The sequence below is a fragment of the Xanthocytophaga agilis genome (assembly GCF_030068605.1).
Lineage (GTDB): Bacteria > Bacteroidota > Bacteroidia > Cytophagales > 172606-1 > Xanthocytophaga > Xanthocytophaga agilis.
The window spans coordinates 422,584-448,205 of sequence record NZ_JASJOU010000003.1 but is presented as its reverse complement, the minus strand read 5'-3'; the positions used below and the strand labels follow the sequence as shown (position 1 = coordinate 448,205).

Sequence of the window (25,622 nt, the reverse complement as noted above, 5' to 3'; positions counted from 1 at the left end):
CTATAGATCATAGTTCTCAACAATATGAAGAAAAATTAATTTCTATTTCATATGGCTCTTAACCTGGTTAGATAGTTTTGTATCAATTCAATAACAACTCACATTTAACCAAAGTATTTACTATGAAAACCCCAATGAAAAAAATGTTAGTAGCCATTATTGCTCTGATCATGTGTGCTCCTGTATTTTCGCAACAACCTGAAGAAACTCACCATCGGGGTCAACGTGAAGAGGGACGTTCACCTCACCAGAGAGGTGGCAGACCACATGGCCGTGAAAGAGGTGGCTTACGTGTTTTAAGTGAATACAAAGGCACGTTGGTCGATTTTACCTATAATGAAGAAAAAGCGTATAATGGGTTTACATTGAGTGCAGAAGGAAAAAATACAGAGGTGCGCTTTGCGCCTCATTTAGCCAAAGAAATTATGGGGGCTGCTAAAAAAGGCGGAAATGTAACGGTTATGGGATTTAAGCGATCTGGAAAAGACGGAGCAGATGTAATTGTATTGAACAGCATTACTTCTGGATCGAAAACAGTGTATGAACACAGGCCTGACAGAGATGGTCGCCCGAAAGAAGAGTTTACCAAAGCAGATGGAAAGGTCACAGCTCTTGCTAAAGATAAAGAAGGACGTGTAAACGGTGTATACCTGGATAAATCATTAGTACGATTTGCACCGCATGTGGCTTTTCAGTTAGGTGATAAACTGTCTGTTGGAAAAGCGATAACTATAACAGGATATGTACGAGGTAATAGAGAAGGAGAAGTATTTGTGGAAAATACAAAAGTGATAATGGCGCAGACACTCGCTGTAGATGGGACTACCTATGCAGTACGTTAATTCTTATGTCCCATATCCAACTGCCTGGATTTGGGACATTTTTTGTGTTTAAGGTTTGTATTAAAGTTGTATATGTGTAAAAGAAATTGTTTTCTGATATGAAAATTTTGCTGGTAGAAGATGAGGTTCGGCTGGCGGAACATGTTTCTAATGGATTAGAGCAGGCCGGGCATGTGGTAGATACTGCTTCCAATGGCTCTATAGCTCTCGAACATGCCTCTACTACAGCTTATGATCTGATTTTGCTTGATCTGATGTTGCCAGGACAAAACGGATTTGAGGTACTGAAAAACCTGCGTGATTTTAATATTCGCATTCCTGTTATTATTCTGAGTGCATTAAGTAATACCGAACATGTGATCAGAGCTTTAAATGATGGAGCATTGGATTACATTCGAAAACCATTTGATTTTGATGAACTTCTTGCTCGTATTGGAGTGATTGGAAGAAAGTCTATGACACAGCAGGTAACCAAAATGGTAGTGGCAGGGCTGGAGATGGATAAAGTAAAACATGAAGTAAACCGGAATGGTAAAAAGATTGAACTCACCAACCGTGAGTTTGCTTTACTGGAACTGTTTATGTCGAATCCGGACAAGCTGATTTCCCGGACACAGATTGCTGAGAAAGTCTGGGAGGTAGATTTTGATATGGGAAGCAATGTGATAGAGGTACATATTTACCAACTTCGTAAAAAGATCAATAAAGGATTTGAAACAGAGTTACTACGAACCATAGTTGGACGAGGATATGTTCTGGATAGTAACCCGCACTAACAAGTAGTATAGCTGTGATTTTTTACAAGACCATTCGTTTCCGGATTGCACTGATAAGTGCTGTTATATTTATCCTTATTTCAACTATTGGAGCTGTTGTTTGTTATATACTAATTCGCAAAACGGTAGAGCGGGCTGCATTTCGTCAGACAGAATCTCAGGCGTATGCCTTACTGGATCGTATAGAAGTTGACCCTGTTCTGATTCCCTTGCCACAGGCTGATGAGGCTGCCCGAATAGAATTGATCAGTTCAGACTCTGTGCATGTATTGTTTGAATCTCCTCAGCTTAAACAGTTTAAAATTACAAATCGTCTGAATTTTCGTCATAACCCTGTGGTTCATGTGACGAAGTTTGTAGATGCAGAAACAGTTCTTTCTGTATTTTTTACCAGTACCCGGCCTGAAATAGCTGAAACGTTAAATCGTATAGCCTGGGTTTTGGGAATCACTATCGTATTCAGTGGTAGCATAGCTGCCTGGCTGGCATACCTGGCCGGAAATATATTTTTACAGCCAATCAGGCACATAACAGAAGTTGCCAGAAAGATCCATCTGAGTGAACGTCCCCAACAAGTAGTAGAAGTACCACAAACCTATGATGAGGTTCAGCAGTTGGCTGAAACTTTCAATCAGATGCTGGTACGTATTGGTAACGAAGTTGAAAAGCAAAACCATTTCTTCGCTTCTGCTTCCCATGAGTTACGAACACCCCTTGCCATTCTGCAGACTGAGATACAGGTAAGGTTAAAAGGCGGGAATTTACCAGAGGATATACAAAAACTACTGGAAAACCAGTTGGCAGAAACACATCGGCTTCGAAATTTGGTTGAAGATTTTCTGATGGTCAGTTCCTTGAAGAATCCAGATCTGTTGTTATTGCCTACTACAGTAGAGATGGATGAGTTGCTATTGGAAGTTGCAGATCGGTTTACTCTGTTATTACACCAGAGACAATTGCGTTTGAGTATCGATTTGGATTCGCATACTGATTCATTCGATGTGCAGGGAGATGCTTCAAAACTAAAAACAGTTGTAAGTAACCTTTTTGATAATGCTATCAAATATGCTCCTGAAAACGACCTTATTCAGATAAGGCTTTTTCGAAATGAACAACGAAAGGTGACTTTGATCTTTGAAAATCACTATAGTGGAAGTGGAATAGATCTGGATGCTCTAACAAACGCATTTTATCAGACGGATACATTGGCTAGCGGATTTGGAATGGGTTTATGGATAAGTCGACGAATTCTGGAACTTCATCAGGCAACATTATCCTTAACGAATGAAAATGAAATGTTTTGTGTGCAGATTCAATTTCCTTTCTTCCCGATTACTGATTGATCTATAGATTCACTTCAATTTCCATTTCTAATAGTGCGAAACTAAGGCTTTTGCCATGAGTATCTACCGCTAGAGAGGTCGTAACGCCTCCTAATAATGCCTGTTTACAGACAAAGTGTAATGCTGGTAGATTAGGTAGTTCATAGCGTATAATTTCTCCTGATACAATATCTTTGAGGTGCTGTTTTACAGAGTCTACAGTCACTTGATTACAAAGAATCGGATAATATTCGGATTTATAGGGAATCAGTGATAGGGTAAGTGTATTTCCCTTGTCACCTGCACGGCTATGCGCTATATCGTAGAGTTTGATTTTCATGCCTGATATAAAGAAATTGTTGATTGAACCTGGGTACGAGGAATTAGTGTAGAAACAATACCTACCACTTCATGGATGTATTTGCGGGCTCCACCACCTCCAGCTGGACCATTGGTATAGAGTGCTTCTACTTCTTCACCTACCAGAGCTGCCTGTGTTGAGGTTGACGCCTTCGCTGCTACCCGAAGACGTATTTCGTAAGGCTCTGGATGGTGCCCAAAGGAAGTTCGGTGTACAGAAGTACTGCCTATGTAATCGATACGTATATCTGAAAATGAAGAGCTAAGCCGTTGCCGGATGGTTTCACCTGCAAGTTGTGCCCGTTGCAAAGCATTGCTCCCTGCATAGGAGATCTCTCCTTCTCCAATAAACCCTGCTGCATATCCTACACTTACTTTCAACGTTTCGGGTTTCTGTTGTCCTTTCCCTCCAACAACCTGAATCTGATTAGTTCCTGTCTGTGTTAAATGTACTCCTGTGAAATCAGCTACCAAATCCGGAGTAAAGTATTGGCTGGGGTCCATAACTTCGTATAAAAGTTGTTCTTTAACTGTTGCAAGAGTAATTGTGCCACCTGTTCCCGGTACCTTACTAAATATGGCTGTTCCATCTTCCCAGACATCAACAAAAGGATGACCCAGATTGGCAAAGTCTGGAATATCTTTTTTACCTGGATCAGCAAAATATCCACCTGTTAACTGTCCTGCACATTCCATTAGATGTCCAATTACTGTTGCCTGTCCAATTCGTTCTGTATCGTCTAAAGACCATCCAAAACTGTGCACTAACGGCGCAACAAAAAGAGAAGGGTCTGCTACACGTCCGGTGATGATGATGTGAGCATCAGTTGCTAAGGCAGGTAATAAGGCATCTGCACCCAGATAGGCATTGGCGGAAATTAATTTTCCGGAAGTATGTAAGGGTTCTCCTGTTTCAATAGAGTTTTCAGTGCCTGATAACAATGGCAATACATCATCTCCTGTTACAGCAGCTACAATGATATCCAGATGTAATTGCCGGGCTATTTGACAAATAGTTTCTGCTGCAGCTACAGGGTTAGCTGCTCCCATATTGGTGATAAGCCGAATGTTGTTTTTCCTGATCAGTGGTAACAAACTGTGCATTCGGCGCTCCAACAATGGGTCATATCCTTTGGTTGCATCCTGTAATTTACGTTTTTGAGCCAACGCAATTGTACGCTCCGCAAGACATTCCAACACCAGATAGTCCAGATCTCCTTTTTCTGCCAGGATAAGAGCAGGTTCTAATCGGTCACCAGAAAATCCTGCTCCACATCCTATTCGTATCTTGTGTTTCATGATAAAGTATGTTTTGAAATTTAGATTTGTATAGATCCGGTCGTTAATGCAATAAGCGTCATGACGAGAGTAGTACCCAATGCCCATTTAAAGATAAACCGTTGATGGTCTCCCAATTCAACTTCTGCAAGTCCAACCAGTAAGAAAGTGGAAGCGGTAAGAGGACTCAAAGGAAACCCTACTGTCATCTGACCTAGTAAGGCTGCCCTTCCAATCTGTAATGGGTCTATAGCATAATGTTGTGCTGCCTGGCTTAAAATAGGGACTACTCCAAAATAATAGGCATCTGGTGTGAATAACATACTTGCAGGCATACTGGTAAGAGCTGTTAAGACAGGCAATAAATTACCATGCTCTTGCGGGATAAGAGATACCAGTGTGTGGGCCATAGCATCAATCATCTTGGTGCCCGTCAGAATGCCTGAAAATACACCGGCCGCGAATATCATACCTGAAACTAAAAAGATATTGGAACCATGTGCCTTGAGTACCAATTGCTGTTCTTTCAGTTTGGGAAAATTGATCAGAAGAGCTATAGTACTGGCTATTACAAACAATACTGGCGTTGGCAGCCATCCCTTCATAAGTATCACTATCAGCGCAATGGTTGTAATAGCATTAAACCAGAGTAACGAAGGACGACGAAACCCTTTTTTTTCTTCACTCAAGTTTGTTTTAGGATCATAGTTCAACAACACGATGCCCAAACGCTTACGCTCTTTTTTACCTAAGTAGTAAGCAACAAACAATACCCATACAATACCAGCGATTATAGCAGGAATATTGGGATTGAAGATGTGAACCGCATCAGAATTGAGTGTCGCCATAGCTCTGGCAGATGTGCCAGACCAGGGAACCAGATGCATGGGACCTACACTTAAGGCTACAATACCTGTTAATATCAGCCGATTTATCTGGAGTTGGGTATACAGAGGAAGGAATGCTGATATCACTATCATGAATGTTGCCGTACCATCTCCATCCAGGTGTACTATCATTGTAAGTACTGCCGTGCCCATAATTATTTTGAGTGGATCGCCTTGGGCATATCGGATAATTAGTGCAATGACAGGATCAAACAAACCAACATCCAGCATAATGCTGAAGTAAAGTACTGCAAACATCAGCAAAATTCCGGTTGGAGCTACCTGTTTGATTCCGCTAAGCATCATCTCTGACAGTTCTTTGACTGAAAAGCCTGCAATAATCCCAAATACAACCGGAACAAGGACTAACGCAGTTAGAACAGACAACCGTTTGAAAATAATGAGCAGTAAAAAAATGAGGATAGTAGAGAAACCAAGAAATGAGAGCACAGGATTATCTGGAGTTTAGAGTGTCACTTTGTTCAGCCTTTGTAATTTCATTCTGGGCGTCTTCTGGTAATAGGAAGCCTGCTTTAACCAGTTCCTCTGCTGCTTTTCTGACTGCTGAAACATATCCTTCATGACTACCATAACGTTCTTCCAGGGATAGTCGCGGATCTCCTGACGTTATACGTTCTTGTTTTGTCTTGGCAAATGGAATGAACATGCCACTTAATGATGCAAGATCTCCTTCTCCAAACCCTTTCTGACGAATACTCCAACCTGTATAGGTACCCAGAGGAACGCGTATGGTAATGTTTCGGATACCGTCCAGTTCATTACCATCTGGGTCTACTTTGGGAACCAGGACTGTATAATTTTTTCCTGGAATAATTTTGGGCGGTTCCCGCAGGATGCCTGTGGTATATTTGGTTGTAAATCCAGGTCCAAAGTCCAGTAAAGGAATTTTGTTGACCAATCCACTATAAGGCACTTTGGGAATTTTAGGCCAGCCTGTGCTTTTTTGATCAGGAGAAACAAGTGTTCCTTTGGCTATAGTAGAATAAACACTTTCTGGAGGAGTTTTTCCTGTTACTATCCATTCTTCCAGAGAAATAAGAATTGCCCGCAGATATGGAATATAAGAGTTGGGATTAGTCATAAATCCACTACTCTTATCTGTTATACCATATGGCGTATGTTGGGTACCTGCAAAATGATAGATACGAACATTAGGAGGGAGTACCAGATCTTTCTTTCCATAGGAGTCAGTGGTGGGGAGAGATGCTCTGAGTTGCCAGTACTCGGATGAGCTTAGTGTCTGTATAACTTTAGGACAGGTACCTGTCTGAATACATTTTTCCAGAATGCCACTTGTAATACCAGAAACGGGATCATAGTGTACATCCCAGGTAAAAGGAGGTTCATTACTGGGGAATAAGTGATCCTCATGTTGCAATCCTCCTCCTCCAGGACGTCCAAACCGGACATTCAGTGAAATGCGACGAGGGGCAATATGGGCATTAACACCATCAAAAACCTGTTTTAAATTTTCATCCTGGTTAAATCCCAGATGTAAAAATGTTCGTGCAAAGTTACTGCATTGGGATACACCCTGTAAAATGGTTGCTCGTATGGGAATAGATGTACCTGTAATCAGAGGATTACTATTTCCAGATTGATCCTGGGTCTGATATCGGAGAAATGAGACTATATCACGTATAGCTGCAAATCCAAGCCCCATTATCAATGGATTTTTAGCGATATATATCAGTTCATAGATATAATTGGGGTCAAATTTTTCTTTTAGAGAAATTTGGGTGGTACTGGGTGTACCAGGAAAAGGGACTACGCTACAATCCGAAAAAGCCCATTCTGTATTGGGGATTGAAACACGAGTATCAGCTTCATGTATACGTTTTGTGAGGACTAGTCCTCTATTATCCAGACTAATAGTTTCATAGCTGTGATGGGTGTTTCCACTGAATGCACCACTACTCAGATTAAGTGTCTGAGTCGGTTCCAGTACCTGATACTCAGTTCGTAGCATACCCGTAATCTCTTTGCCGTTTTCTGTTGCAACAGGGACTTTCATTGTCAGTCGGTTGTTTCCTGCTAATACATCTCCCTGCCAGGCACACCAGAGATATACATAACCTCTTTTTAGAAGAGTAGTATCTGGAGGAAATACATTTCCCCGATTGGGCAAGCTTAAAAATAAGATTCCATTATTTCGGTTGTTATCCTTTGGGCGAAGCAGAATAAATTCAGATATATATTCAACTTTTTCCCTGGCATTTTTAGGTGCCAGATCTATATCCTGAATAATTCTATTGAGAGTGTGTTTGGGATCTACTTCCCCAACTATCTGACCATATACTTTCTCATATGATCCTATGGTTCCGAATAACCTGCCATTTTCGTAAGGCTCCGTTTTAGTAATAAGAATTTTTACTATTTCTGCTCTGAGTGTAATAGAGAGAAGGAAGAATGACGTATAAACGAGTCTTTTCATGCTAATTATACTAACAAGAGACGATAATATGGAAACATACACTCGCAGATATTGAGTATAAAAACAGACCTATGAAATCAGTTTTCACGGGTCTGTTTTAAGTCAGAAGTCTATTTAGTAGTTGCTTGTTCTAAAAATAGATAGCGGGCTCTGTTTTTATCAGTTTGTACGCCACTGGTTACATCTATATACATCACCTGATCTCCTTTCGCATTTTTCATAACAGGCCATTCTGGAAGACCTTTACCATTGGGATTACCAGTTTTGATAAAATTGGCAAAATAATTTTGCATAGTTTCTGAAACCTTATAGTCGTCAGAACTCCATTCATACACCTGGTTATGAGGAAGATTTCCCATGGCATACTCGATTTCTGCTGAGTGTACTGCACCCGTTGCTGGTGGCATCTTAATTGCGTTGGCATCCGTATTTTTTACTACACCACCTGCAAGGCCAGGGGCTGCATTACCCATTGCTGCTTTCATTGGAGGTCTGGGACGTGTATAATAGTAGCGATACACAGGTTTTCCGCCTGTTTGGTTATGTACATCCAGCCATTTCCAGGTACTATATCCAATAAACCGGTCACCAGCCAGATCTGTAGCGGATTGAGTTACTTCGTTTTCTGAAGATGCAGGATAAAGTTTTAGTGCTTCTGTTGCTTTGTCTCCATATAGTTTCTGTACCGCTTTTGTATAATTTTCAGTAGTAGGGGCTTCCTGGCCCATAATGAACCGATAATTCATTTCTTCTGAATTCCAACCACCTAATAAAGGTACATGAGCCTGCTGACCCGCCTTAAAAATATCAGCAGGGGAAGTAGGGAAAAAGTATCCATCTACAATAGCGGAGAACCATGGTGTACCTGGTTTTGCCGTTGCTTCCAACAATTGTTCTGCTGGTATAGCACGTAATGCTGCCAGGGAGTTAGCTCCTGCGTCTGTCGCAAACTTTACACCGGTCTGCTCTGCTTGACTAAGGGGCATCAAGGGTTGCAGAGAAAGTAATGATCCACTTTCTCCAATGGCACCTGCAATCAGGTTTTTAGAATGTGGAGATGCCATCTGTGCACTTACTGCGAAGGAGCCCGCAGATTCACCTGCAATAGTAACTCGTTTTGGATCACCGCCAAAGGCTGCAATGTTTTGTTGTACCCAACGCAATGCGGCCGTCTGGTCCATTAGGCCATAGTTACCCGATGCTTTATTAGGTGATTCTTTGGTAAGTTCTGGATGTGCCAGAAATCCAAATACTCCTAAACGATAATTTACGGTAAGTGCTACAATTCCTTTCTGTGCCATGCTTTCTCCATCATAACGGGCTTCAGAACCATCGCCAGCTACAAAGCCGCCACCATAGAAGTATACCAGTACGGGTAGTTTTTCATTTCCGGATTTAGCGGGAGTCCATACATTCAGATACAAACAATCTTCACTCATGCCATTGGAACGGAAACCCATATCACCAAAAATTGGACGTTGCATAGCTCTGGGACCAAATTTGTCTGTTTTAAGCACTCCCGTCCAGTTTTTAACTGGTTGAGGTTCTCTCCAACGAAGATCACCTATTGGTGGAGCGGCAAATGGGATACCTTTAAATGAACGGATACCACTTTTTTCTGTTGTACCTTCTACAAGACCATTGGCTGTCTTAACCTGATTGGCCTTGTCTGAAGTAGTTTTGGGTGCCTGCGCTATAGCCATTGAGACCAACTGAGTAGTCGCAGCCAGTAATAATAGGAGTGTTTTCATAAAGGTGAATGGTATTAAACAATTCGATTATTGAAATAATTTTTTATATTGTCGCAATAGTGAACAATAGTAAAAAACAAATTGGGAACTTCCAAAAATAATGTTGCAAATTGCGACAATAAAAGTTTGAAAGGTACTATACATTTTTGTGCACCCTATCTGGTTGTTAATTTTGTCTATAGATGAATAATTCTTCCTCGCTTCTTCCTCCCAGTGGTGAAGGCTTTTTGCCAGGACTGGCAATAGATCTGGTCATTTTTGGATTTCATGAAAATCAGTTGAAGATTCTCCTATTGGAATATAAGAATACCGGCTTATTTGCTCTTCCTGCTGGTTTTATTAAAAATGATGAGAATCTGAATGATGCTGCTCGTAGAGCTTTGACAGAACGTACAGGATTACATGATATTTATCTGGAACAATATTATGTATTTGGTGATGTAACACGTCATGATCCTACCCCTTTGGAAGCTATCATGTTAGGCAAGGGACATGTGCCTCCTCACGATCATTGGTTATTACGGCGGTTTGTGTCTGTAGGATATTATGCATTGGTTGATTTCACACAAGCAGTACCTATTCCGGATTTGTTGTCTGATCAGTGTGAGTGGCATGATCTGAATAACCTGCCTTCTCTGATGCTGGATCATAGTACTATGGTAAACAAAGCGTTACAGACATTACGAGATAATCTGGATCATAAGCTCATTGGGACTAACCTTTTGCCTGAGACTTTTACAATGGGGGACTTACAAACATTATATGAGACAATACTTGGTGAAAAATTAAATCGAACCAGTTTTCAACGTAAAATGCTGGATTTAAATATCCTGGAAAGATTAGATAAGAAATGGACAGGTGGTGCACACAAGGCGCCTTATCTCTATCGATTCAAAAGTTGAATAACTTAACAAAATAGATGAACAGATCTATCGTTACTATCCATAATTCTGCTCATATTAGGAAGAAGTATAGTACAGAAAAGGTTAGTTTGTACTTACTATACATTTTTCTGAAGTCTGTTTACTCCTTTTACCAACATTTTAGTGGGAGTTTTATATAAAAATGCTAAAAGCCTGCCGGTTCTCCTATATGTAATTAGTTGGTCAGTTTAAGATAGAATCCTACCTGCAGACAGAGAGATAGTGCATTTGTTTGTGGTATAGATAGGGTATGAAAAACAGGACAATATAGTTGGATCCCCAAATTGCTACTAGATTTAAAAGAAGTAAAAAGGATAGGTTCAGGGCAAGGAAGCCTATTTGTTAATCGATAGCCAGCAGATATAGAGATCAGTAAATAGGTGAAATCGTAACTTAAAATCTATTTTTACAACCTTATAAAATTATACAGCTACTTCCATCACTGACTATAAATAAAGATGTAATATCTGAAAGTATTTCTCTGCATTGCAATACCAGGTTGTCATTATTGATAATATCCCCTGACTGGTAATAATACCCTCAAAATAGCAACCATTCGGCATTTCTTTTCTTTCTACTTTTGGCTATCCACTATGTAAACAGCCAGCATTGACTTCATCTATTTATAATCAGGGATTTGCAGAAGATAAATAACTCACCCAAGCATCTTCAGATTATAAAGAAATCTTCTGTTCCCTTCATTGAGCAGGAGAAATTAGAGCATGATAAGATTAAAGTGAAATATCTTATGTGAGCTTAATTTTAGAACACAGCAGGAGGGTACTCATATAAATAAGATTTGTCTATTTTAAATTTCAGTTACGCATGCAATTTTCAATAAAGGCCAAATTAATACTTGCTTTCTCAGTATTACTTTTTTTGTCAGCAACAATCTTCTTTTTGGGTAATCGCAATACCAGTACTATCAATACGAGGGTAAATGAAATTGTTGATGTAAATGCCCGATTAATAACTCTATCGGCAAAAATTGCAGAAGATGTACAATTCATTACCAAACGGGAAAAAGACATCATTATTACTCGTGATCGGGACCAGATGCAGGACTGGATAGATGACAGTGAAGCTCGGAATGAGGAGATGAACAAACGGCTTGAAGAGTTGCAATCTTTGTCTAGTAAGGAAGATAAAGAACTAATAGAGCAGTTTCTGATTGTATGGAAAGATTATAACAAGAACTTCACTAAAATCAAGCATCTGGCATTTACTGTTAATACAGATTCTAGCAACCAAGCTGCTTATACACTTTCTTCTACTGTTACCCGAAAAGTGACAGTAGATGCTACCACTATCATGAGTAAGATAGTGAAACGTAATGAGGAATCTTTATCAAAAGCCAAAGAAGAAACTGCTGCAATTTATGAACATGGACAAACAAATATGTTCATTTTGATTATTGTAGGTGCTCTGATATCCGCAGGGATTATCTTTTGGATTATTACTTCACTAAAAAAATCGCTTCAACAAGCACAAAATGCTATTACTTCACTGGCTGCAGGTAATTTTTCAATCACCATTGATAAATACAATCAAGATGAAATAGGGGCTTTATTGGATCAGATACGATACATGGTTGGGAAACTGAATAATAGTGTTTCATTGGCTAAACGGGTGTCAGAAGGGGATCTTTCATTAGATCAAAACCATAAGATAGAAGGTGAGTTAGACACTGCACTCAATGAGATGGTAGTGCGTCTGAGAGATATTATGGGTATTATTATGCAAGGAGCTGATAACATAGCTTCCGCCAGCTTACAAATGAGCTCTTCTGCACAACAAGTATCACAAGGCGCAACTGAACAGGCTGCATCTATTGAAGAAGTATCTACGTCTATTGAGCAGATGACGTCCAATATCAATCAGAATACAGATAATGCACAGCAAACTGAAAAAATAGCCTTACAGGCTGCAGATGATATTAATAATGGCAATCAATCGGTCGGGAATACAGTTTCATCAATGAAGACCATTGCTGAGAAGATTACGATTGTTGGAGAAATATCCCGTCAGACTAATCTGCTTGCGTTGAATGCCGCTGTAGAGGCAGCTCGTGCGGGTGAACATGGAAAAGGCTTTGCAGTAGTGGCTGCTGAGGTTCGCAAACTGGCAGAAAGGAGCCAATTGGCAGCACTGGAAATTGACGAACTTTCCAAAGCCAGTGTTGTAACCGCTGAAATGTCAGGTAACATATTGGAACAACTGGTTCCTAATATTCAGAAGACATCTCGTCTGGTACAAGAAATATCAGCTGCAAGTATAGAGCAGAATTCTGGAGCAGAACAAATCAGCATGGCCATACAGCAGCTTAATCAGGTAATTCAACAGAATGCCGCTTCTTCTGAGGAAATGGCAACTAGTGCCGAAGAGCTATCGGCTCAGGCAGAGCAACTGAAGGAGGCCATTGCTTTCTTTAGAATTGAGAAAAATAGTTATCAGAAGATTCAGAAAATCACAGAGAAGAATAATAAATCTATACGTACTAGTTTTACTCCAGTTCAGACAAAAAACACTACCAATGTACCCAAAGCATCAACAAAAGGGGTAACAATTCATATGGGAGAGGATAATCTGGATGAGGAATATGAAAAATATTAATAAGTTCTTATTTTAAAACAACTACCTACTTAAACAGATTATGAGTAAGGGTGTCGATATTATTTGTAATGATCAGGCTGAAGGAGTAGCTCAACTTACTATCAGTGGTAATCTCACATTACGAAATGCAACTACAGTGAAACAGGCATTAATTGAAGCACAAGATAAGTATAAGCATTTGTCTGTTCTACTATCAGAAGTTAATTCATTGGATGTATCAGTCATTCAGATTATCATGGCTGCCAAAAGCTCGAATCCGGCGATACAATGGAATATAACATTATCAGATGATATTCAAACTTTATTGGTTCGGGCTGGGCTGGCACTGTAATCTATTAAACCCTGTAATTTTAGATACTATATAGTGTGACATGAAAAAAACAATTCTACTGGTTGAGGATACAGGAAGTATACGTTCACTTGTTCAGTTAACCCTTCAAGGGGAAGGATATCATGTATTAGCTGGGGTAGATGGTGCAGATGCACTCAAATACCTGGATGGTACAAACATAGATTTAATAATCACGGATCTGAATATGCCTAATATGAACGGCATTGCTTTTATCCGAGAAGTTCGTACAAGAGAAGATTATAAATATATTCCTATTGTGCTTTTTACAACAGAAGCAGAAGCTATAAAGAAAAAAGCCAGAGAGGCTGGGGCTACTGGAGCAATTGCCAAGCCTTTTCAAAAGGACGAACTCCTTGGAACTATAAAAAAATTGATACGATAATTAACTGTCCTTAGTATAACATGGGAAAAACTATACTCATAGTAGATGATTTTGAAAGTTCATTGAATATACTGGAGAAGTCTCTTGAAAAGGCAGGCTATCAGGTTTTGAAAAGTGGTGACGGGCAGGAAGCTCTGACACACTTTGATGGACGTGATATAGACCTGGTAATCACAGATTTGAATATGCCTAACATGGATGGGATTAGCTTAGTGAAGGCGATTCGGGCAAATACAGAATATAAATTTACGCCGGTGATTCTGTTGACTACCAAATCTAATCAACAGGAGCAGGCAAAAGAAGCAGGAGTTACCTCCTTTATGCAAAAACCTTTCCAGGTAGAGGCATTGTTGGCAAACGTACGGAAAATAGTCAGATAACGCAGCTTTTGTATGGATTCACTACATGAAAAGTTTCTGGAGGAGGTAACAGAATTTGTTGCTGATCTGGAAAATGCTCTGCTGGAGCTTGAAAAAAATCCTGAAAACCAGAAACTGATTGAGAAGGTATTTCGGATTATGCATACACTGAAAGGAACCAGTGCTATGTTTGGATTTGATAAGATTGGTAACCTTACACATGATCTGGAAACTATTTATGAATTTATCAGAGAGCAGAAAACTGCTCTTTCAGAGGAAATTCTGAGTCTTACATTTGCCTCGATTGATTTTATAAAGATCCTGGTAGATACAAACAATGAGCTTCCTACGGAAGAATATAAACTTAAATATGAGACCCTGCTTTTTAGTATAAAAAGGAAGGTTGATATATTGGAACGTAATCATTCTGCTATAGCCGAAACAGCAAATGACATATCTGTCTCAGCAGAGGATGCTGAAATTGTATTAGATGAAAAGAAAATAGTTACCTATTATATACAGTTTATTCCTGCTGGACATCTCCTTACAACAGGTGTCAATCCTTTGTATATGATTGATGACGTGTATGCATTGGGAGAGTGCAAAGTATTTTTGCGTAATAAGAATGTTCCTGACTTATTACAGATTCAGGAAGAGAGCTGTTATTTGTCCTGGGATATCTTTTTGAGTACATCTGAGGAAAAAAGTACGATTGCAGAGGTCTTTCTGTTTGCCGAAGATGCTTGTACTCTGAAGATTCATAAGATCGCAGATAAGCCTTTGTTGCAGGATAATGCGTTTATTCAGAAGATGAAAGAACTTTCTGTTGTCACAGAAGGTATTTCATTAGGTAGTATTACTGCATATCTGCACAGTGCGTCTAAAGAACCTGCTCGTAAAGAAGAGAAGGCAGAAGCCAAAAAAGAAGTAGTAGTGGAAGATGAACCTAAAGTATCTTTATCTAAGATTGCTTCTTCTAAAAATAACTCGCTTACTAGTATTCGTGTTGCATCACGCAAGCTAGATGAAATGATGAATGTAGTCAGTGAATTGATTACAATGCAGGCAAGACTAACATTGTTTGCAGAGAAGAACAACTCTGCAGAACTAACATCCATTGCTGAAAACTTTGACAAGCTGTTGCGTCAGTTACGAGATAATTCATTGAAGATATGTCTGGTACCAATGGAAACTATCTTTTCTCGCTTTCAACGATTGGTAAGAGATCTTTCCAAAGACCTGCAGAAAAACATTGTTTTTAGCACAGAAGGAGGTGAGACAGAGGTCGACAAGAGTATTATTGAAAATCTGAGTGATCCGATTCTGCATTTGCTTCGCAATAGCATTGATCATGGTATTGAAGATGCTGAGACACGAATCCGGAATGGAAAGTCTGCACAAGGGAAAATACACCTGAAAGCTTTCTACTCTGAAGGGATGGTACAAATTGTCATTGAAGATGATGGAAAGGGAATAGATCCAAAACGCATCCGAGAAAAGGCAATAGAAAAAGGAATTCTAAATGAGACTACTCCATTAACAGATAAAGAAGCCATCAATCTTATCTTTCTGCCTGGTTTCAGTACTGCTCAGAAAGTAAGTGAAATCTCTGGTAGGGGTGTAGGAATGGATGTAGTCCGGCAGCGAATTGAAGAGCTCAGAGGCGAAATATATATTGACTCGAAAGTGAATAAAGGAACAACTATGACTATTAAACTTCCTTTGTCGCTTTCCATCATTGATGGTATTCTGGTAAAAGCAGATGATACCTGTTTTGTTATACCATTATCTGCTGTCGACAAGTGCTACGAAATCAGACATGATGAGATACATGCAGGATTTAATGATCTTGTAATTATAGATGGAGAACAAGTGCCATTCTATTATCTGAGAGAGGAGTTTGCTATAAGTGGAGAGGCTCCTGCTATTGAACAGATTATTACTATAACCTATGAAGGTCAGAAAATAGCCTTAATTGTAGACAGGATCGTGGGCGAGTATCAGTCGGTATTGAAACCATTGGGAGCTATGGGTATATCCAAAGGACAGGAACTCTTGTTGGGAGCAACCATTATGGGAGATGGCACCGTAGCTCTGGTGCTGGACAGTGGTAAAATTGTTAAACAACTATTACATAAAGTTTTCATTTAAATAGTTAATCACGTGAGTACAGAATCTGTATCTATTCAGTCCTATTTGTCATTTAAGCTTGGACAAGAAATATTTGCCGCCAATGTATTGACGGTAAACGAAGTGTTGGAAGTAGGTAAAATTACCAAAGTGCCTCATGCTCCTGCATTTATGAGAGGAGTGACAAATTTAAGAGGAACCGTACTTCCTGTGATTGATACACGCGTTAAGTTTGGCATGACGCCTGTTGCTGAGACTCAGGACAGCTGCATTATTGTATTGACCATTGCACAAAATGCAGAGGCCGGAAAGCATATTGTAATTGGAGCATTGGTAGATTCCGTTGTAGAAGTATTTGAGGCATCACAGGAGCAGATCAAACCATTGCCTGCTATGGGAGTTCGCTACAATGCCAACTTTATTAAAGGCACCTTTAAGGTTGGAGAAGACTTTATTATGTTCCTGGATATAGACAAAGTATTTTCTTCTGAAGAACTGGTCGTATTGAATAGTTCTGAAGAGGTGGCTAGTGCCTGAATGTGATGTTTGCTACTGATGAACCTTCTGTTAAAATGTCTGATGCTGATTTTAAACGAATCAGCACTTACATTTATCAATCCTGTGGAATAAAGTTGCCTGTTGCAAAGAGAAATATGGTTGAAAGCAGATTGAAGAAACGGCTTAAAATTACCCGTCAATCTTCTTTCAAGACTTACTTTGATTTTGTATTTACTGCTGCAGGAAAGCAGGAAGAGCTGCAGTATATGGTAAATGCAATCACTACCAATAAAACGGATTTCTTCAGAGAGTACAATCATTTTGAATTCCTTCGGTCAACCGTACTCCCTGAGTTACTTGATCAAAGCCATAACGTATTGAATGTCTGGAGTGCAGGCTGTTCCAGTGGAGAAGAGCCTTACTCTCTGGCTATGGCATTGAGTGAGTATATGGTTGATCATGTGCCGTTCACATTCCGTATACTGGGAACTGATCTTTCTACTGAAGTCCTTAGTAAGGCTATTCGGGCAGTTTATACAGAAGACAGAATTACAGACATTCCTCTTCACCTACGTAAAAAATACCTGTTGCGCAATAAATCACACGAACAGCAAGATGTTCGTATAATACCTGATCTTCGGGAAAAGGTTACTTTCCAGCAACTGAATTTTCTGGAGGAAGATCATAGAAAGTTAGGCAACTTCCATATTATTTTTTGCCGTAATGTATTAATATATTTTGATAAGCCTACTCAGGAAATGGTATTGAGTAAACTCATTTCTAAACTTGTAAAAGGTGGGTATCTGTTCATTGGCCATTCTGAATCACTGGCCCATATGAATCTGCCTGTTCAGCAGCTTCGTCCTTCTGTATTTAGAAAGTTATAGCACGCAATGAGTGCACTAATTCTTCCAATTACCTGTTAAGCATGCAGGGAGAGCTATTTTCTCTAGTACAAAATCGGGAGAATGTCTATCTTTATTCCTGATAATGTTTGGGATATGAATCTTACAGAGATTATTTTTATAAATAAAGCCTGTAAGAACTGGCTCACTTTCATCCTTCTAAATACTGCATAAATCTTTGCAATGATAAAGCAAATGGAAGTCAGAAGTATTGATACTTTTTACAAGGAATTGGCCGAGTCAACACAAAAGGGTCGATACACTTTATTGCCTGAAGGAATCACAAAAGAAACAGGTCATTTTAACGTATTTAGTATAGCAAATTTCTTTACTAAATTTAAAGAGACGGGTGAGGCCTTAATGCCTTATAATAGGAGAGCTTATTACAAAATAAGCTTCATCAAAGGACATAACAGAGCAGAGTATGCGGATAAAGTTATAGACATTCAAAAAAGTGCTTTGCTATTTGCTACTCCAAAGATTCCTTACCATTGGCTTCCTCAGGATCTGGAGCAATCTGGGTACTTTTGCATTTTTACAGAAGATTTTCTGATTAAGTCCAAGAGTGGGGTAGCTATTGATGAACTTCCTATTTTTAAACCAGGAGGCTATCCTGTCTTTGCGCTTTCAGATGAAGATATGAATAGGATTGAGGCGGTATTTCTGAAAATGAATGAAGAACTATCCTCTGACTATATATATAAATACGATTTGCTTCGGAACTATGTATTGGAGCTGATCCATTTTGGCCAAAAGCTTCAGCCTGCTACGGCATTGACTACCAAACATAATGGAACTGCGCGAGTTTCATCCTTATTTACAGAATTACTTGAACGACAATTTCCTATTGAATCCCCTAAACAGACTATTGGTTTACGGACTGCAAAAGACTACGCAGAACGATTATCTGTACATGTAAACTACCTTAATAGAGCCCTCAAAGAACAAACAGGGAAAACTACAACAGAGATTATTACTAACCGGATCACACAAGAGGCTAAAATGTTGTTGCGTCAGACTAACTGGAACATTTCAGAAATCGCCTATTGCCTGGGTTTTGAAGAGGTAGCACATTTTTCTAATTTTTTCAGAAAACAGACCTCTTTCTCTCCCGTAAGTTTTCGTAATTAACCAAGGTTTGAATTTTGCAAATATCGGTTTGTCTGATGCAAACTGCACACCTACTTTTATCGCCAACTTTGTGTCATACATTTAAACAAATAGTAAACTATATGACACAGAAAACTAAAATCGCATTGGTGACAGGAGGTAGTCGTGGATTGGGAAAAGACATGGCAATAAAGATTGCCCGGAAAGGTATTGATGTAATACTAACCTACAATAACCGAAAAGAAGATGCCTTAGCTGTAGTGGCAGAGATTGAGAAACTTGGACAAAAAGCTTCAACCCTACAATTAAATGTAGGAGATATAAAAAGTTTTCCCGCATTCATTACTAGCCTTAAAGAAATTCTGGAAAGCGTCTTTCATACACAGAAGCTGGATTTTCTGATTAATAATGGAGGGGCTAATCTGATCATTCCTTCATTTGCTGATACAACAGAGGAAAATTTTGATGAGCTGATGAATATGCATTTTAAAGGTGTATTCTTTTTCACGCAAAAGATACTTCCTTTTTTGAATGATGAAGGAGGTATAGTCAATATTTCTACGGGTTTAACGCGCGTTTCTTTTCCCGGTTCAGGTACCTATGCCAGTATGAAAGGAGCAATTGAGGTGCTTACCAAATATCTGGCAAAGGAATTAGGACCTCGTTATATCAATGTAAATGTAGTTGCTCCCGGAGCAATTGCGACAGACTTTAGTGGAGGACGGCTAAAGAATTCTGTGCAAATGCAGGAACACATAAAAAGTGTAACAGCCATTCCTCGTATCGGACAGGCAGAAGATATTGGTGGAATTGTCGCCTTTCTCTGTACACCAGAATCCAAATGGATTAATGCTCAGAGAATTGAAGCTTCTGGTGGATTACTTATCTAATATTGATACACAATCTTATAAATCGCCTGCAGGGGATGGTCTGCTTCCAACCCATAATCATTTATGGTAAAGGTACTTTGATTCGTATAAATTATAGTTTTAGAACTGGGTTGATCAGTTTTGTCTACAGTGTATTCCTCTTTCAATTTCGTCAAATCAGTACTCTGTAGTAAATCCAGTACTTTTGTTATATCAGTTCTGGAAAGCGAATAGATAGAGTCTTTATATGCTGGATTATAGTACCATTTCTTGCAGGAATTTGTATCGTTTTGAAAATCAATGATTACATCAATTGAAGGAAAGTCGTCTGATTCTACTCCAAAAGCACTAAGATGCATTTCAACTTTGCTGATTGAATTAGTGTTGGTTGTTTGAGAATTTGTACAGCCTATGAGCCCTGATAAGGCTATTCCCAGAAGACAAAACGTAAGTTTCATTGTTGGTAATATTAACTTGAAAATTGATTGATTATTATCGTCCTTCGAAGTTTACTATGCTGATAGGCAGTTCATAAATAAGCCATGCTTTCTTTCTGATCAGATTCGACTTTTGTTTAATCATCTGTATAAAGTCTTTCAGCCCCACAGGTTCGTTGCCATTGGCATGGACAAGTACGAGGCTACCTTGTTTGGGTTGCTGTTTTTTTGCCAGCCATGCATCACTTCCAATAGGAAGTAAGCCAAAGGCAAGTACCTGATCAAAGATGGCTTTATCAGAGATTAGGCCGGGGAACCGGAAAAATATGGAAGGGGTTAAACCATTTTCAAGCATATACTGCTCATTTAGGAGCACTTCATCTGAGATCTTGGTATTTGGCGCAAGCAGGAAATTAACCGGAAGAGGTTTGGAAGGACTATAATAGTGATGATAGGAGTGGTTAACCCATGTAATATCCAGTTCGCCTTTGTTCACAAGATCTTTCAGATAAGCTAAGTCCTGCATATGTTTTTGTATCCATACACCTGTGATTGTAATAGTGATAGGAATAGGCTTTTCTTCGGGTTCAAATGCAGTAATGAGTTGTTCAAAAAATGAACGGGCAAGAGGCTTGGAAGATGGACAAAGATCTATCGTTAGGCTAAATCCACGTTCTGTGGTATCTGTGCGTTGTATACCTGCATCCTGGAGATTAGAATCTCTTCCTTTTTCCTGATGAAGGGCTTTTATATACGGGGTGTGCTGAAATAAATTTTCGATCTCATTCCATGAATCTTTCTGAATCGTATTGGTGGGTAACTGTCGGGCAGATGTTTCAAGAGTATAGGGATTAAGAAGAAGATACATTTGCTGATTGTTTTGTTGCCATTTACGCAAAATGATTTGTTGTGGTTCCGAATTGGTCACTCCATAAAATACCTGATAGGCAGTAATCTGTCCATAACTATGAATATATAAGGCGATGAATAGAAGAGTAGTGATAGAGATGCGAAACATCGGAAAAATAGAGATAAATTGTTTTGAACCAATAATACATAAAATATAACTAAGACATATAAACTAGTACGGGAGCTGTAGAATTATCTCCTTGACTATGTAGAAGCTTTCGGACATATTATTTTGTGTTTGTTTATTAAGTGTTTGATAATCTGTGTTTTATGTAGTTGGTATGTAATTCTATACTATTTGTACAACAAAGATGTAAAAGAAAATACTTTTACATGCTGAGAATACATAAAACTTAAATTAAAGAACATGGCACATACTGTAGTTGGCATTTTTGATACTGCCTCAGAGGCGCAAAATGCCGTGGAGGAATTGGTTGAAAATGGTTTTGACCGTCATAATATAGATATTTCGTATGGATCTGAGCAAAATAGTAGTTCGGATTGGAGTGAAAATGAAAATGCTGGTTTCGGTGAGACTGTCAGCAACTTCTTTAAATCATTGTTTAACGGAAAAGACGAAGCCTATAAATATTCTGAGGTTGCGAAGAATACATCAATAGTAACTGTGTATACTTCTTCTGAAGATCAGGCTGAAGATGTGGCGGATATTCTCGATGATTGTGGTGCAATAGATGTAGATGAACGGGCTATCGTAACCAATACCATCACTACAGGAGGAACTACTATCGGTCGGACAGATACTGCAGGTTCTGAAAATCAGCTAGGCACTGTGACTGATTCTGTGACTCAATATGGAGATAGAGCGAATGAAGACCGTATAAAAACCGGAACATTCCAAGACCCAGTAGGGGGTGATCTGGATGATAGAATTGGTTCGTTTGCAGACACAACCCGTACGATTAATAGCAGTGAAGATTCAGATAATACCATGGATCAACCAGCACAAAGTGACACAACTATACAGCGTCGTTCACGTAGTCGTATTATAGAACGTCCAGTTGGAGATGAACTTCGTTTATGGAAGAATAAGGATCGGGAAACGGATGTATAATACCAGATTCTAATCAAAAACAGCTGCTTGTCCATCAGGTAGCTGTTTTTGATTTATAGATTATATCATCTTATAAGTCCACTCAGATAAAGTACTAAGCCTGCCAGGGCGCTGATACCAATCCAGGAAATCATTCCCAATAGTTTTTTGGATAATACTACAAATGACAAAATAGCCCAACCCAAGGCAAACCAATTGATAACTGAGATCTTGAATCCCTCCGGGAAGATGACAGATTGAGAAAATGTGAGAGTTAGATTTAAGATGACACCTACCACTGCTGCGGTGACCAATGCCAACATAGATTTGACTTTGGGATTTTGACGTGTTTTTTCTACTAGTGGGGCTCCTATAAGTATGAATAAGAAACAGGGTAGGAAAGTGTAATAAGTGGTTAATACTAACCCATTGGTAGCTGTAAGCAAAGATCCATCAGAATGATTATATCCAGCCAGAAAACCCACAAATGATAAAACCATGATCAAAGGTCCTGGAGTTGTTTCTCCTAGGGCAAGTCCATCAATCATCTGGTTACCAGATAACCAGTGGAACTGTTCAACTGTGATTTGTGCTACATAGGGAAGTACAGCATAGGCACCCCCGAATGTGATTAATGCTGCCTTCGTAAAAAATACAGCTATCTGCCAATAGAAAGGAAAATCTTCACTTGTGTAATAGAGAATAATCATTGGCAACCCCCATAAGAATATACCAGTTAGTGCCTGAGATAAAAAATGCTTAACGCGAAAAGAAGTAACAGTTGGAGTTGTATTTTGATTGATCAAATATTGATCCTCTTCTATATCCAGATGAATCTCGTCCTGATAAGACTTCAGGAGATATGGAAACCATCTCTGGCATATCCATGCTATCAGTATTGCAATAAGAATGAGATAGGGGAAGGAGATAATAAGAAAAAATATACAAATAAAGCTGCAAATAGCTATAGCATAATATAACGGTCCTAATAGTGATTTGTGAGCAATTTTAACAAGGGCAACTACTATGATAGCTATTACTGCAGGCTTCAATCCATAAAAAAGAGCATAAACCCAAGGGATAGTACCATAGACAACATATAAGATGCTAAGTCCTAACAGAAAAAAGACAGATGGAAGGACAAACAAAATCCCTGCTACTAGTCCACCCCGTGTTCCATGAAGCAACCAGCCAATATAGGTTGCCAGTTGCTGAGCTTCAGGGCCAGGCAATAACATACAGTAGTTGAGTGCATGTAAAAATCGGCCTTCTGAAATCCATTTCTTCTGCGTTACAACAAAGTTATGCATGATGGCGATTTGCCCTACTGGTCCACCAAAGCTGATAAAGCCAAGTTTGAGCCAGAACAGAAAAGCTTCGCGAAATGAGGGATAAGATAGTGAATTAAGCGGTTTGGGCATTGATACAAATGAATTAATACATAGAAATAAGCAAAACAGGGATGTTGTTGCATCCCTGTCTTAAACTTAGTGATTTCCATATTTTTTTCTCAGGCTATTACTGCCAATATAATTTTATTTTGAAGTTAATTATGAAAGGATGAAAAGACAGTTTTTTGATTATGCTTTATCCTGTTAATTGGTCTAAACGTTTTATGTCAAATCTGTTAGAGAGTCACTAAGTATATATTAGTTTGTTGCAAGGCCCTTACGTTGTTTATAACGTATCACATGACTGTCATCTGCTGGCATTCGCTGGACAAGGGTAGGAACTGCTCTAACTTTGGATTTATATTCTGAGAAAGATTTGAGCAAATCGGCTATTTTTTCAGGATGTGCTTTAAACTGATCTGCTTTCTCTCCAATATCTTCTTTCAGATTAAAGAGCAGCGTATCATGTGGGGCTACATCTCTTACACCCTGAATCCCTTTATTTCCTTTGTAAGGAAATTTTATCTTCCAGTCTCCTTTTCTGTAAGCTTGTATCTGACCATTGTAATAATAGAGAAATTCGTTCCCTTTGCGATTTGCTTTACCTGCCAGTACAGCAGTAATGTCCTCTCCATCTAGTGGTAGCGGATTAGATGACTTATAATCTGGTGAGCCGGCCAGGCTTAAAAAGGTAGGAAAGAGGTCAAACATAGTGGCAAGCTGATCATTAACCTGTCCGGCTTTGATCAATGAAGGATAATATGCTACAAAAGGAACACGTTGTCCTCCCTCAAAGGTTGTTTGCTTTCCCTCTCGTAAAACACCGGGCGAACCTCCATCTGTATCAAAAGCTAGCCATGGTCCATTGTCACTCGTAAAGATTACCAGCGTGTTCTGATCCAGATTGTTTTTCTTCAAAGTTTTTACAACTTCTCCAACACTCCAGTCCAGTTCTTCAATCACATCTCCATACAGACCTCGTTTCGACTTCCCACTAAATTCAGTAGAAGCATATAGAGGCACATGAGGCATACTGTGAGCCAGATACAAAAAGAACGGTTTGGATTTATTCTTTTCAATGAATTGAATTGCTTCCTGGGTATACGTTTTTGTTGTCAAATGCTGATCAACTTTAAATTCAGCTACATCATTGTTTCTCAGGTATACTACTCCCTGCATATCATTGCTATACGGAATACCAAAATAATAATCAAAGCCATTCTGTAAAGGCAAGAACTGACGGTGATGCCCTAAGTGCCATTTTCCAACTATTCCTGTTGAATATCCTTTTTGTTTCAGAGCCTCAGCAATGGTAACCTCCGAAGCTGGAATGCCTGTATAACTTTCTGGGAAAAATACCCCATCAATCCCCATGCGACAGGGATAACGACCTGTAAGCAAACCTGCCCGTGTGGGAGAACATACCGGTGAAGGTGTATAGAATGAAGTAAATTTAATCCCCTGAGTAGCTAACTGGTCAATATGTGGAGTGCGAACATCTGTAGCTCCATAAGTCCCTATGTCTCCATACCCCAGATCATCTGCCAGTATGAGGACAATATTGGGTTGAGCAGCTTTTACAACATTTTCTGATACGTTAGTTTTAGGCTTTTCTTTATATACTGAAAGAAAAATACCTGTGAAAAACAAAGCTATACTGGTATAAGAAGAGGTCAGAATGATTCGTGAACTCATATAAAGTTTGGTCTAAAAAGAAGTAAATGAATTTGTTACAGATGAGGTTGCTTGCTATAAATGTTTCGACTCAGAAAGCTTTTAATGACATACAGAGTTGTCTGTACTGAGTCATGTCTCTGATTTAGCGGTGGTATATAAATCAAAGCTTATAATATCTATACTAATTCTATAGACAAATATTTTTGAATTTTACTAAAATTCCAAGCATTTTATTTGTTTTCTGTAACGTATACAATAATCACAAAGAATAAATCCCTGTTATTAATCGTATATCCATCTTATATACGATTAATAACAGGGATTAGACTGAAATAGGTACAAATT

At 39.1% G+C, this 25,622-nt stretch carries 23 protein-coding genes; 14 read left to right on the top strand and 9 right to left on the bottom strand.

Going from position 1 to position 25,622, the window contains the following annotated elements:
- Window positions 1-134 precede the first annotated feature (134 nt).
- The 3 genes from QNI22_RS12210 to QNI22_RS12200 all read left to right on the top strand — a co-directional run bounded on the left by QNI22_RS12210 (window position 135) and on the right by QNI22_RS12200 (window position 2,961).
- Window positions 135-842: a hypothetical protein gene (locus QNI22_RS12210; RefSeq protein ID WP_314510912.1), complete on the top strand. Its 708-nt coding sequence runs from the start codon at window positions 135-137 to the stop codon at window positions 840-842.
- Window positions 843-940: 98 nt separating this feature from the next.
- Entirely contained in the window at window positions 941-1,618 is a 678-nt protein-coding gene (locus QNI22_RS12205; protein ID WP_313976089.1) for a response regulator transcription factor, read from the top strand.
- 14 nt (window positions 1,619-1,632) lie between these two features.
- A complete protein-coding gene (locus tag QNI22_RS12200; protein ID WP_313996583.1) occupies window positions 1,633-2,961 on the top strand; it encodes a sensor histidine kinase in 1,329 nt (442 codons plus the stop codon).
- A 1-nt stretch (window position 2,962) separates the two neighbouring features.
- Here the strand turns inward: QNI22_RS12200 and QNI22_RS12195 are convergent, their stop codons facing one another.
- From QNI22_RS12195 to QNI22_RS12175, 5 genes are all read right to left on the bottom strand, one after another.
- A complete protein-coding gene (locus QNI22_RS12195) occupies window positions 2,963-3,280 on the bottom strand; it encodes an AtuA-related protein (RefSeq protein WP_313996581.1) in 318 nt (105 codons plus the stop codon).
- Window positions 3,277-4,599, bottom strand: coding sequence for an acyclic terpene utilization AtuA family protein (locus tag QNI22_RS12190; protein ID WP_314510911.1), 1,323 nt, complete (start codon window positions 4,597-4,599; stop codon window positions 3,277-3,279). The genes QNI22_RS12195 and QNI22_RS12190 overlap by 4 nt, the downstream gene beginning before the upstream one ends.
- Window positions 4,600-4,619: 20 nt before the next feature.
- Window positions 4,620-5,915, bottom strand: coding sequence for a CitMHS family transporter (locus tag QNI22_RS12185; RefSeq protein ID WP_314510910.1), 1,296 nt, complete (start codon window positions 5,913-5,915; stop codon window positions 4,620-4,622).
- Between the two features lie 4 nt (window positions 5,916-5,919).
- Window positions 5,920-7,920: an alpha/beta hydrolase domain-containing protein gene (locus tag QNI22_RS12180; protein ID WP_314510909.1), complete on the bottom strand. Its 2,001-nt coding sequence runs from the start codon at window positions 7,918-7,920 to the stop codon at window positions 5,920-5,922.
- A 110-nt stretch (window positions 7,921-8,030) separates the two neighbouring features.
- On the bottom strand, window positions 8,031-9,671 hold the full coding sequence (locus QNI22_RS12175; protein ID WP_419836227.1) for a carboxylesterase/lipase family protein: 1,641 nt from the start codon (window positions 9,669-9,671) through the stop codon (window positions 8,031-8,033).
- 182 nt (window positions 9,672-9,853) lie between these two features.
- Between QNI22_RS12175 and QNI22_RS12170 the strand changes: the two genes are divergently transcribed.
- The 10 genes from QNI22_RS12170 (at window position 9,854) to QNI22_RS12125 (ending at window position 19,833) form a co-directional block, all read left to right on the top strand.
- A complete protein-coding gene (locus tag QNI22_RS12170; protein WP_314510908.1) occupies window positions 9,854-10,573 on the top strand; it encodes an NUDIX hydrolase in 720 nt (239 codons plus the stop codon).
- Window positions 10,574-11,419: 846 nt separating this feature from the next.
- Entirely contained in the window at window positions 11,420-13,207 is a 1,788-nt protein-coding gene (locus QNI22_RS12165; protein WP_314510907.1) for a methyl-accepting chemotaxis protein, read from the top strand.
- 40 nt (window positions 13,208-13,247) lie between these two features.
- Window positions 13,248-13,538, top strand: coding sequence for an STAS domain-containing protein (locus QNI22_RS12160; protein WP_314510906.1), 291 nt, complete (start codon window positions 13,248-13,250; stop codon window positions 13,536-13,538).
- Between the two features lie 40 nt (window positions 13,539-13,578).
- Complete coding sequence (locus QNI22_RS12155; protein WP_314510905.1) at window positions 13,579-13,941, top strand: response regulator; 363 nt, start codon at window positions 13,579-13,581, stop codon at window positions 13,939-13,941.
- Window positions 13,942-13,961: 20 nt separating this feature from the next.
- Window positions 13,962-14,321: a response regulator gene (locus QNI22_RS12150; RefSeq protein WP_313976109.1), complete on the top strand. Its 360-nt coding sequence runs from the start codon at window positions 13,962-13,964 to the stop codon at window positions 14,319-14,321.
- 12 nt (window positions 14,322-14,333) lie between these two features.
- A complete protein-coding gene (locus tag QNI22_RS12145) occupies window positions 14,334-16,451 on the top strand; it encodes a chemotaxis protein CheA (RefSeq protein WP_314510904.1) in 2,118 nt (705 codons plus the stop codon).
- A 12-nt stretch (window positions 16,452-16,463) separates the two neighbouring features.
- On the top strand, window positions 16,464-16,967 hold the full coding sequence (locus tag QNI22_RS12140) for a chemotaxis protein CheW (RefSeq protein ID WP_314510903.1): 504 nt from the start codon (window positions 16,464-16,466) through the stop codon (window positions 16,965-16,967).
- 5 nt (window positions 16,968-16,972) lie between these two features.
- Complete coding sequence (locus tag QNI22_RS12135; protein ID WP_314510902.1) at window positions 16,973-17,815, top strand: CheR family methyltransferase; 843 nt, start codon at window positions 16,973-16,975, stop codon at window positions 17,813-17,815.
- 213 nt (window positions 17,816-18,028) lie between these two features.
- Window positions 18,029-18,964 (top strand): helix-turn-helix domain-containing protein, encoded by a 936-nt coding sequence (locus QNI22_RS12130; RefSeq protein ID WP_314510901.1) that lies wholly within the window; start codon window positions 18,029-18,031, stop codon window positions 18,962-18,964.
- Window positions 18,965-19,065: 101 nt separating this feature from the next.
- Window positions 19,066-19,833: an SDR family oxidoreductase gene (locus QNI22_RS12125; protein ID WP_314510900.1), complete on the top strand. Its 768-nt coding sequence runs from the start codon at window positions 19,066-19,068 to the stop codon at window positions 19,831-19,833.
- Here QNI22_RS12125 and QNI22_RS12120 read toward each other — a convergent pair.
- Together QNI22_RS12120 and QNI22_RS12115 are read right to left on the bottom strand one after the other, a co-directional pair.
- Window positions 19,830-20,270: a hypothetical protein gene (locus tag QNI22_RS12120; RefSeq protein WP_314510899.1), complete on the bottom strand. Its 441-nt coding sequence runs from the start codon at window positions 20,268-20,270 to the stop codon at window positions 19,830-19,832. The genes QNI22_RS12125 and QNI22_RS12120 overlap by 4 nt on opposite strands.
- Window positions 20,271-20,304: 34 nt before the next feature.
- A complete protein-coding gene (locus QNI22_RS12115) occupies window positions 20,305-21,267 on the bottom strand; it encodes a polysaccharide deacetylase family protein (RefSeq protein WP_314510898.1) in 963 nt (320 codons plus the stop codon).
- 258 nt (window positions 21,268-21,525) lie between these two features.
- Between QNI22_RS12115 and QNI22_RS12110 the strand changes: the two genes are divergently transcribed.
- Window positions 21,526-22,230: a hypothetical protein gene (locus QNI22_RS12110; RefSeq protein WP_314510896.1), complete on the top strand. Its 705-nt coding sequence runs from the start codon at window positions 21,526-21,528 to the stop codon at window positions 22,228-22,230.
- Window positions 22,231-22,295: 65 nt separating this feature from the next.
- Here the strand turns inward: QNI22_RS12110 and chrA are convergent, their stop codons facing one another.
- Together chrA and QNI22_RS12100 are read right to left on the bottom strand one after the other, a co-directional pair.
- Window positions 22,296-23,630: a chromate efflux transporter gene (gene chrA / locus QNI22_RS12105; RefSeq protein ID WP_314510894.1), complete on the bottom strand. Its 1,335-nt coding sequence runs from the start codon at window positions 23,628-23,630 to the stop codon at window positions 22,296-22,298.
- Window positions 23,631-23,858: 228 nt separating this feature from the next.
- Window positions 23,859-25,295 carry a sulfatase family protein gene (locus QNI22_RS12100; protein ID WP_314510893.1) on the bottom strand — a complete coding sequence of 479 codons (1,437 nt, stop codon included), beginning with the start codon at window positions 25,293-25,295 and terminating at the stop codon, window positions 23,859-23,861.
- Window positions 25,296-25,622: the final 327 nt, after the last annotated feature.

Coding starts and splice junctions, on each gene's coding strand:
- QNI22_RS12155 (WP_314510905.1), top strand. CDS start 13,579: ATGAAAAAAACAATTCTACTGGTTGAGGATACAGGAAGTATACGTTCA.
- QNI22_RS12175 (WP_419836227.1), bottom strand. CDS start 9,671: ATGAAAACACTCCTATTATTACTGGCTGCGACTACTCAGTTGGTCTCA.
- QNI22_RS12160 (WP_314510906.1), top strand. CDS start 13,248: ATGAGTAAGGGTGTCGATATTATTTGTAATGATCAGGCTGAAGGAGTA.
- QNI22_RS12165 (WP_314510907.1), top strand. CDS start 11,420: ATGCAATTTTCAATAAAGGCCAAATTAATACTTGCTTTCTCAGTATTA.
- QNI22_RS12125 (WP_314510900.1), top strand. CDS start 19,066: ATGACACAGAAAACTAAAATCGCATTGGTGACAGGAGGTAGTCGTGGA.
- QNI22_RS12120 (WP_314510899.1), bottom strand. CDS start 20,270: ATGAAACTTACGTTTTGTCTTCTGGGAATAGCCTTATCAGGGCTCATA.
- QNI22_RS12100 (WP_314510893.1), bottom strand. CDS start 25,295: ATGAGTTCACGAATCATTCTGACCTCTTCTTATACCAGTATAGCTTTG.
- QNI22_RS12135 (WP_314510902.1), top strand. CDS start 16,973: ATGTTTGCTACTGATGAACCTTCTGTTAAAATGTCTGATGCTGATTTT.
- chrA (WP_314510894.1), bottom strand. CDS start 23,630: ATGCCCAAACCGCTTAATTCACTATCTTATCCCTCATTTCGCGAAGCT.
- QNI22_RS12180 (WP_314510909.1), bottom strand. CDS start 7,920: ATGAAAAGACTCGTTTATACGTCATTCTTCCTTCTCTCTATTACACTC.
- QNI22_RS12195 (WP_313996581.1), bottom strand. CDS start 3,280: ATGAAAATCAAACTCTACGATATAGCGCATAGCCGTGCAGGTGACAAG.
- QNI22_RS12145 (WP_314510904.1), top strand. CDS start 14,334: ATGGATTCACTACATGAAAAGTTTCTGGAGGAGGTAACAGAATTTGTT.
- QNI22_RS12170 (WP_314510908.1), top strand. CDS start 9,854: ATGAATAATTCTTCCTCGCTTCTTCCTCCCAGTGGTGAAGGCTTTTTG.
- QNI22_RS12190 (WP_314510911.1), bottom strand. CDS start 4,599: ATGAAACACAAGATACGAATAGGATGTGGAGCAGGATTTTCTGGTGAC.
- QNI22_RS12130 (WP_314510901.1), top strand. CDS start 18,029: ATGGAAGTCAGAAGTATTGATACTTTTTACAAGGAATTGGCCGAGTCA.
- QNI22_RS12210 (WP_314510912.1), top strand. CDS start 135: ATGAAAAAAATGTTAGTAGCCATTATTGCTCTGATCATGTGTGCTCCT.
- QNI22_RS12205 (WP_313976089.1), top strand. CDS start 941: ATGAAAATTTTGCTGGTAGAAGATGAGGTTCGGCTGGCGGAACATGTT.
- QNI22_RS12150 (WP_313976109.1), top strand. CDS start 13,962: ATGGGAAAAACTATACTCATAGTAGATGATTTTGAAAGTTCATTGAAT.
- QNI22_RS12115 (WP_314510898.1), bottom strand. CDS start 21,267: ATGTTTCGCATCTCTATCACTACTCTTCTATTCATCGCCTTATATATT.
- QNI22_RS12110 (WP_314510896.1), top strand. CDS start 21,526: ATGGCACATACTGTAGTTGGCATTTTTGATACTGCCTCAGAGGCGCAA.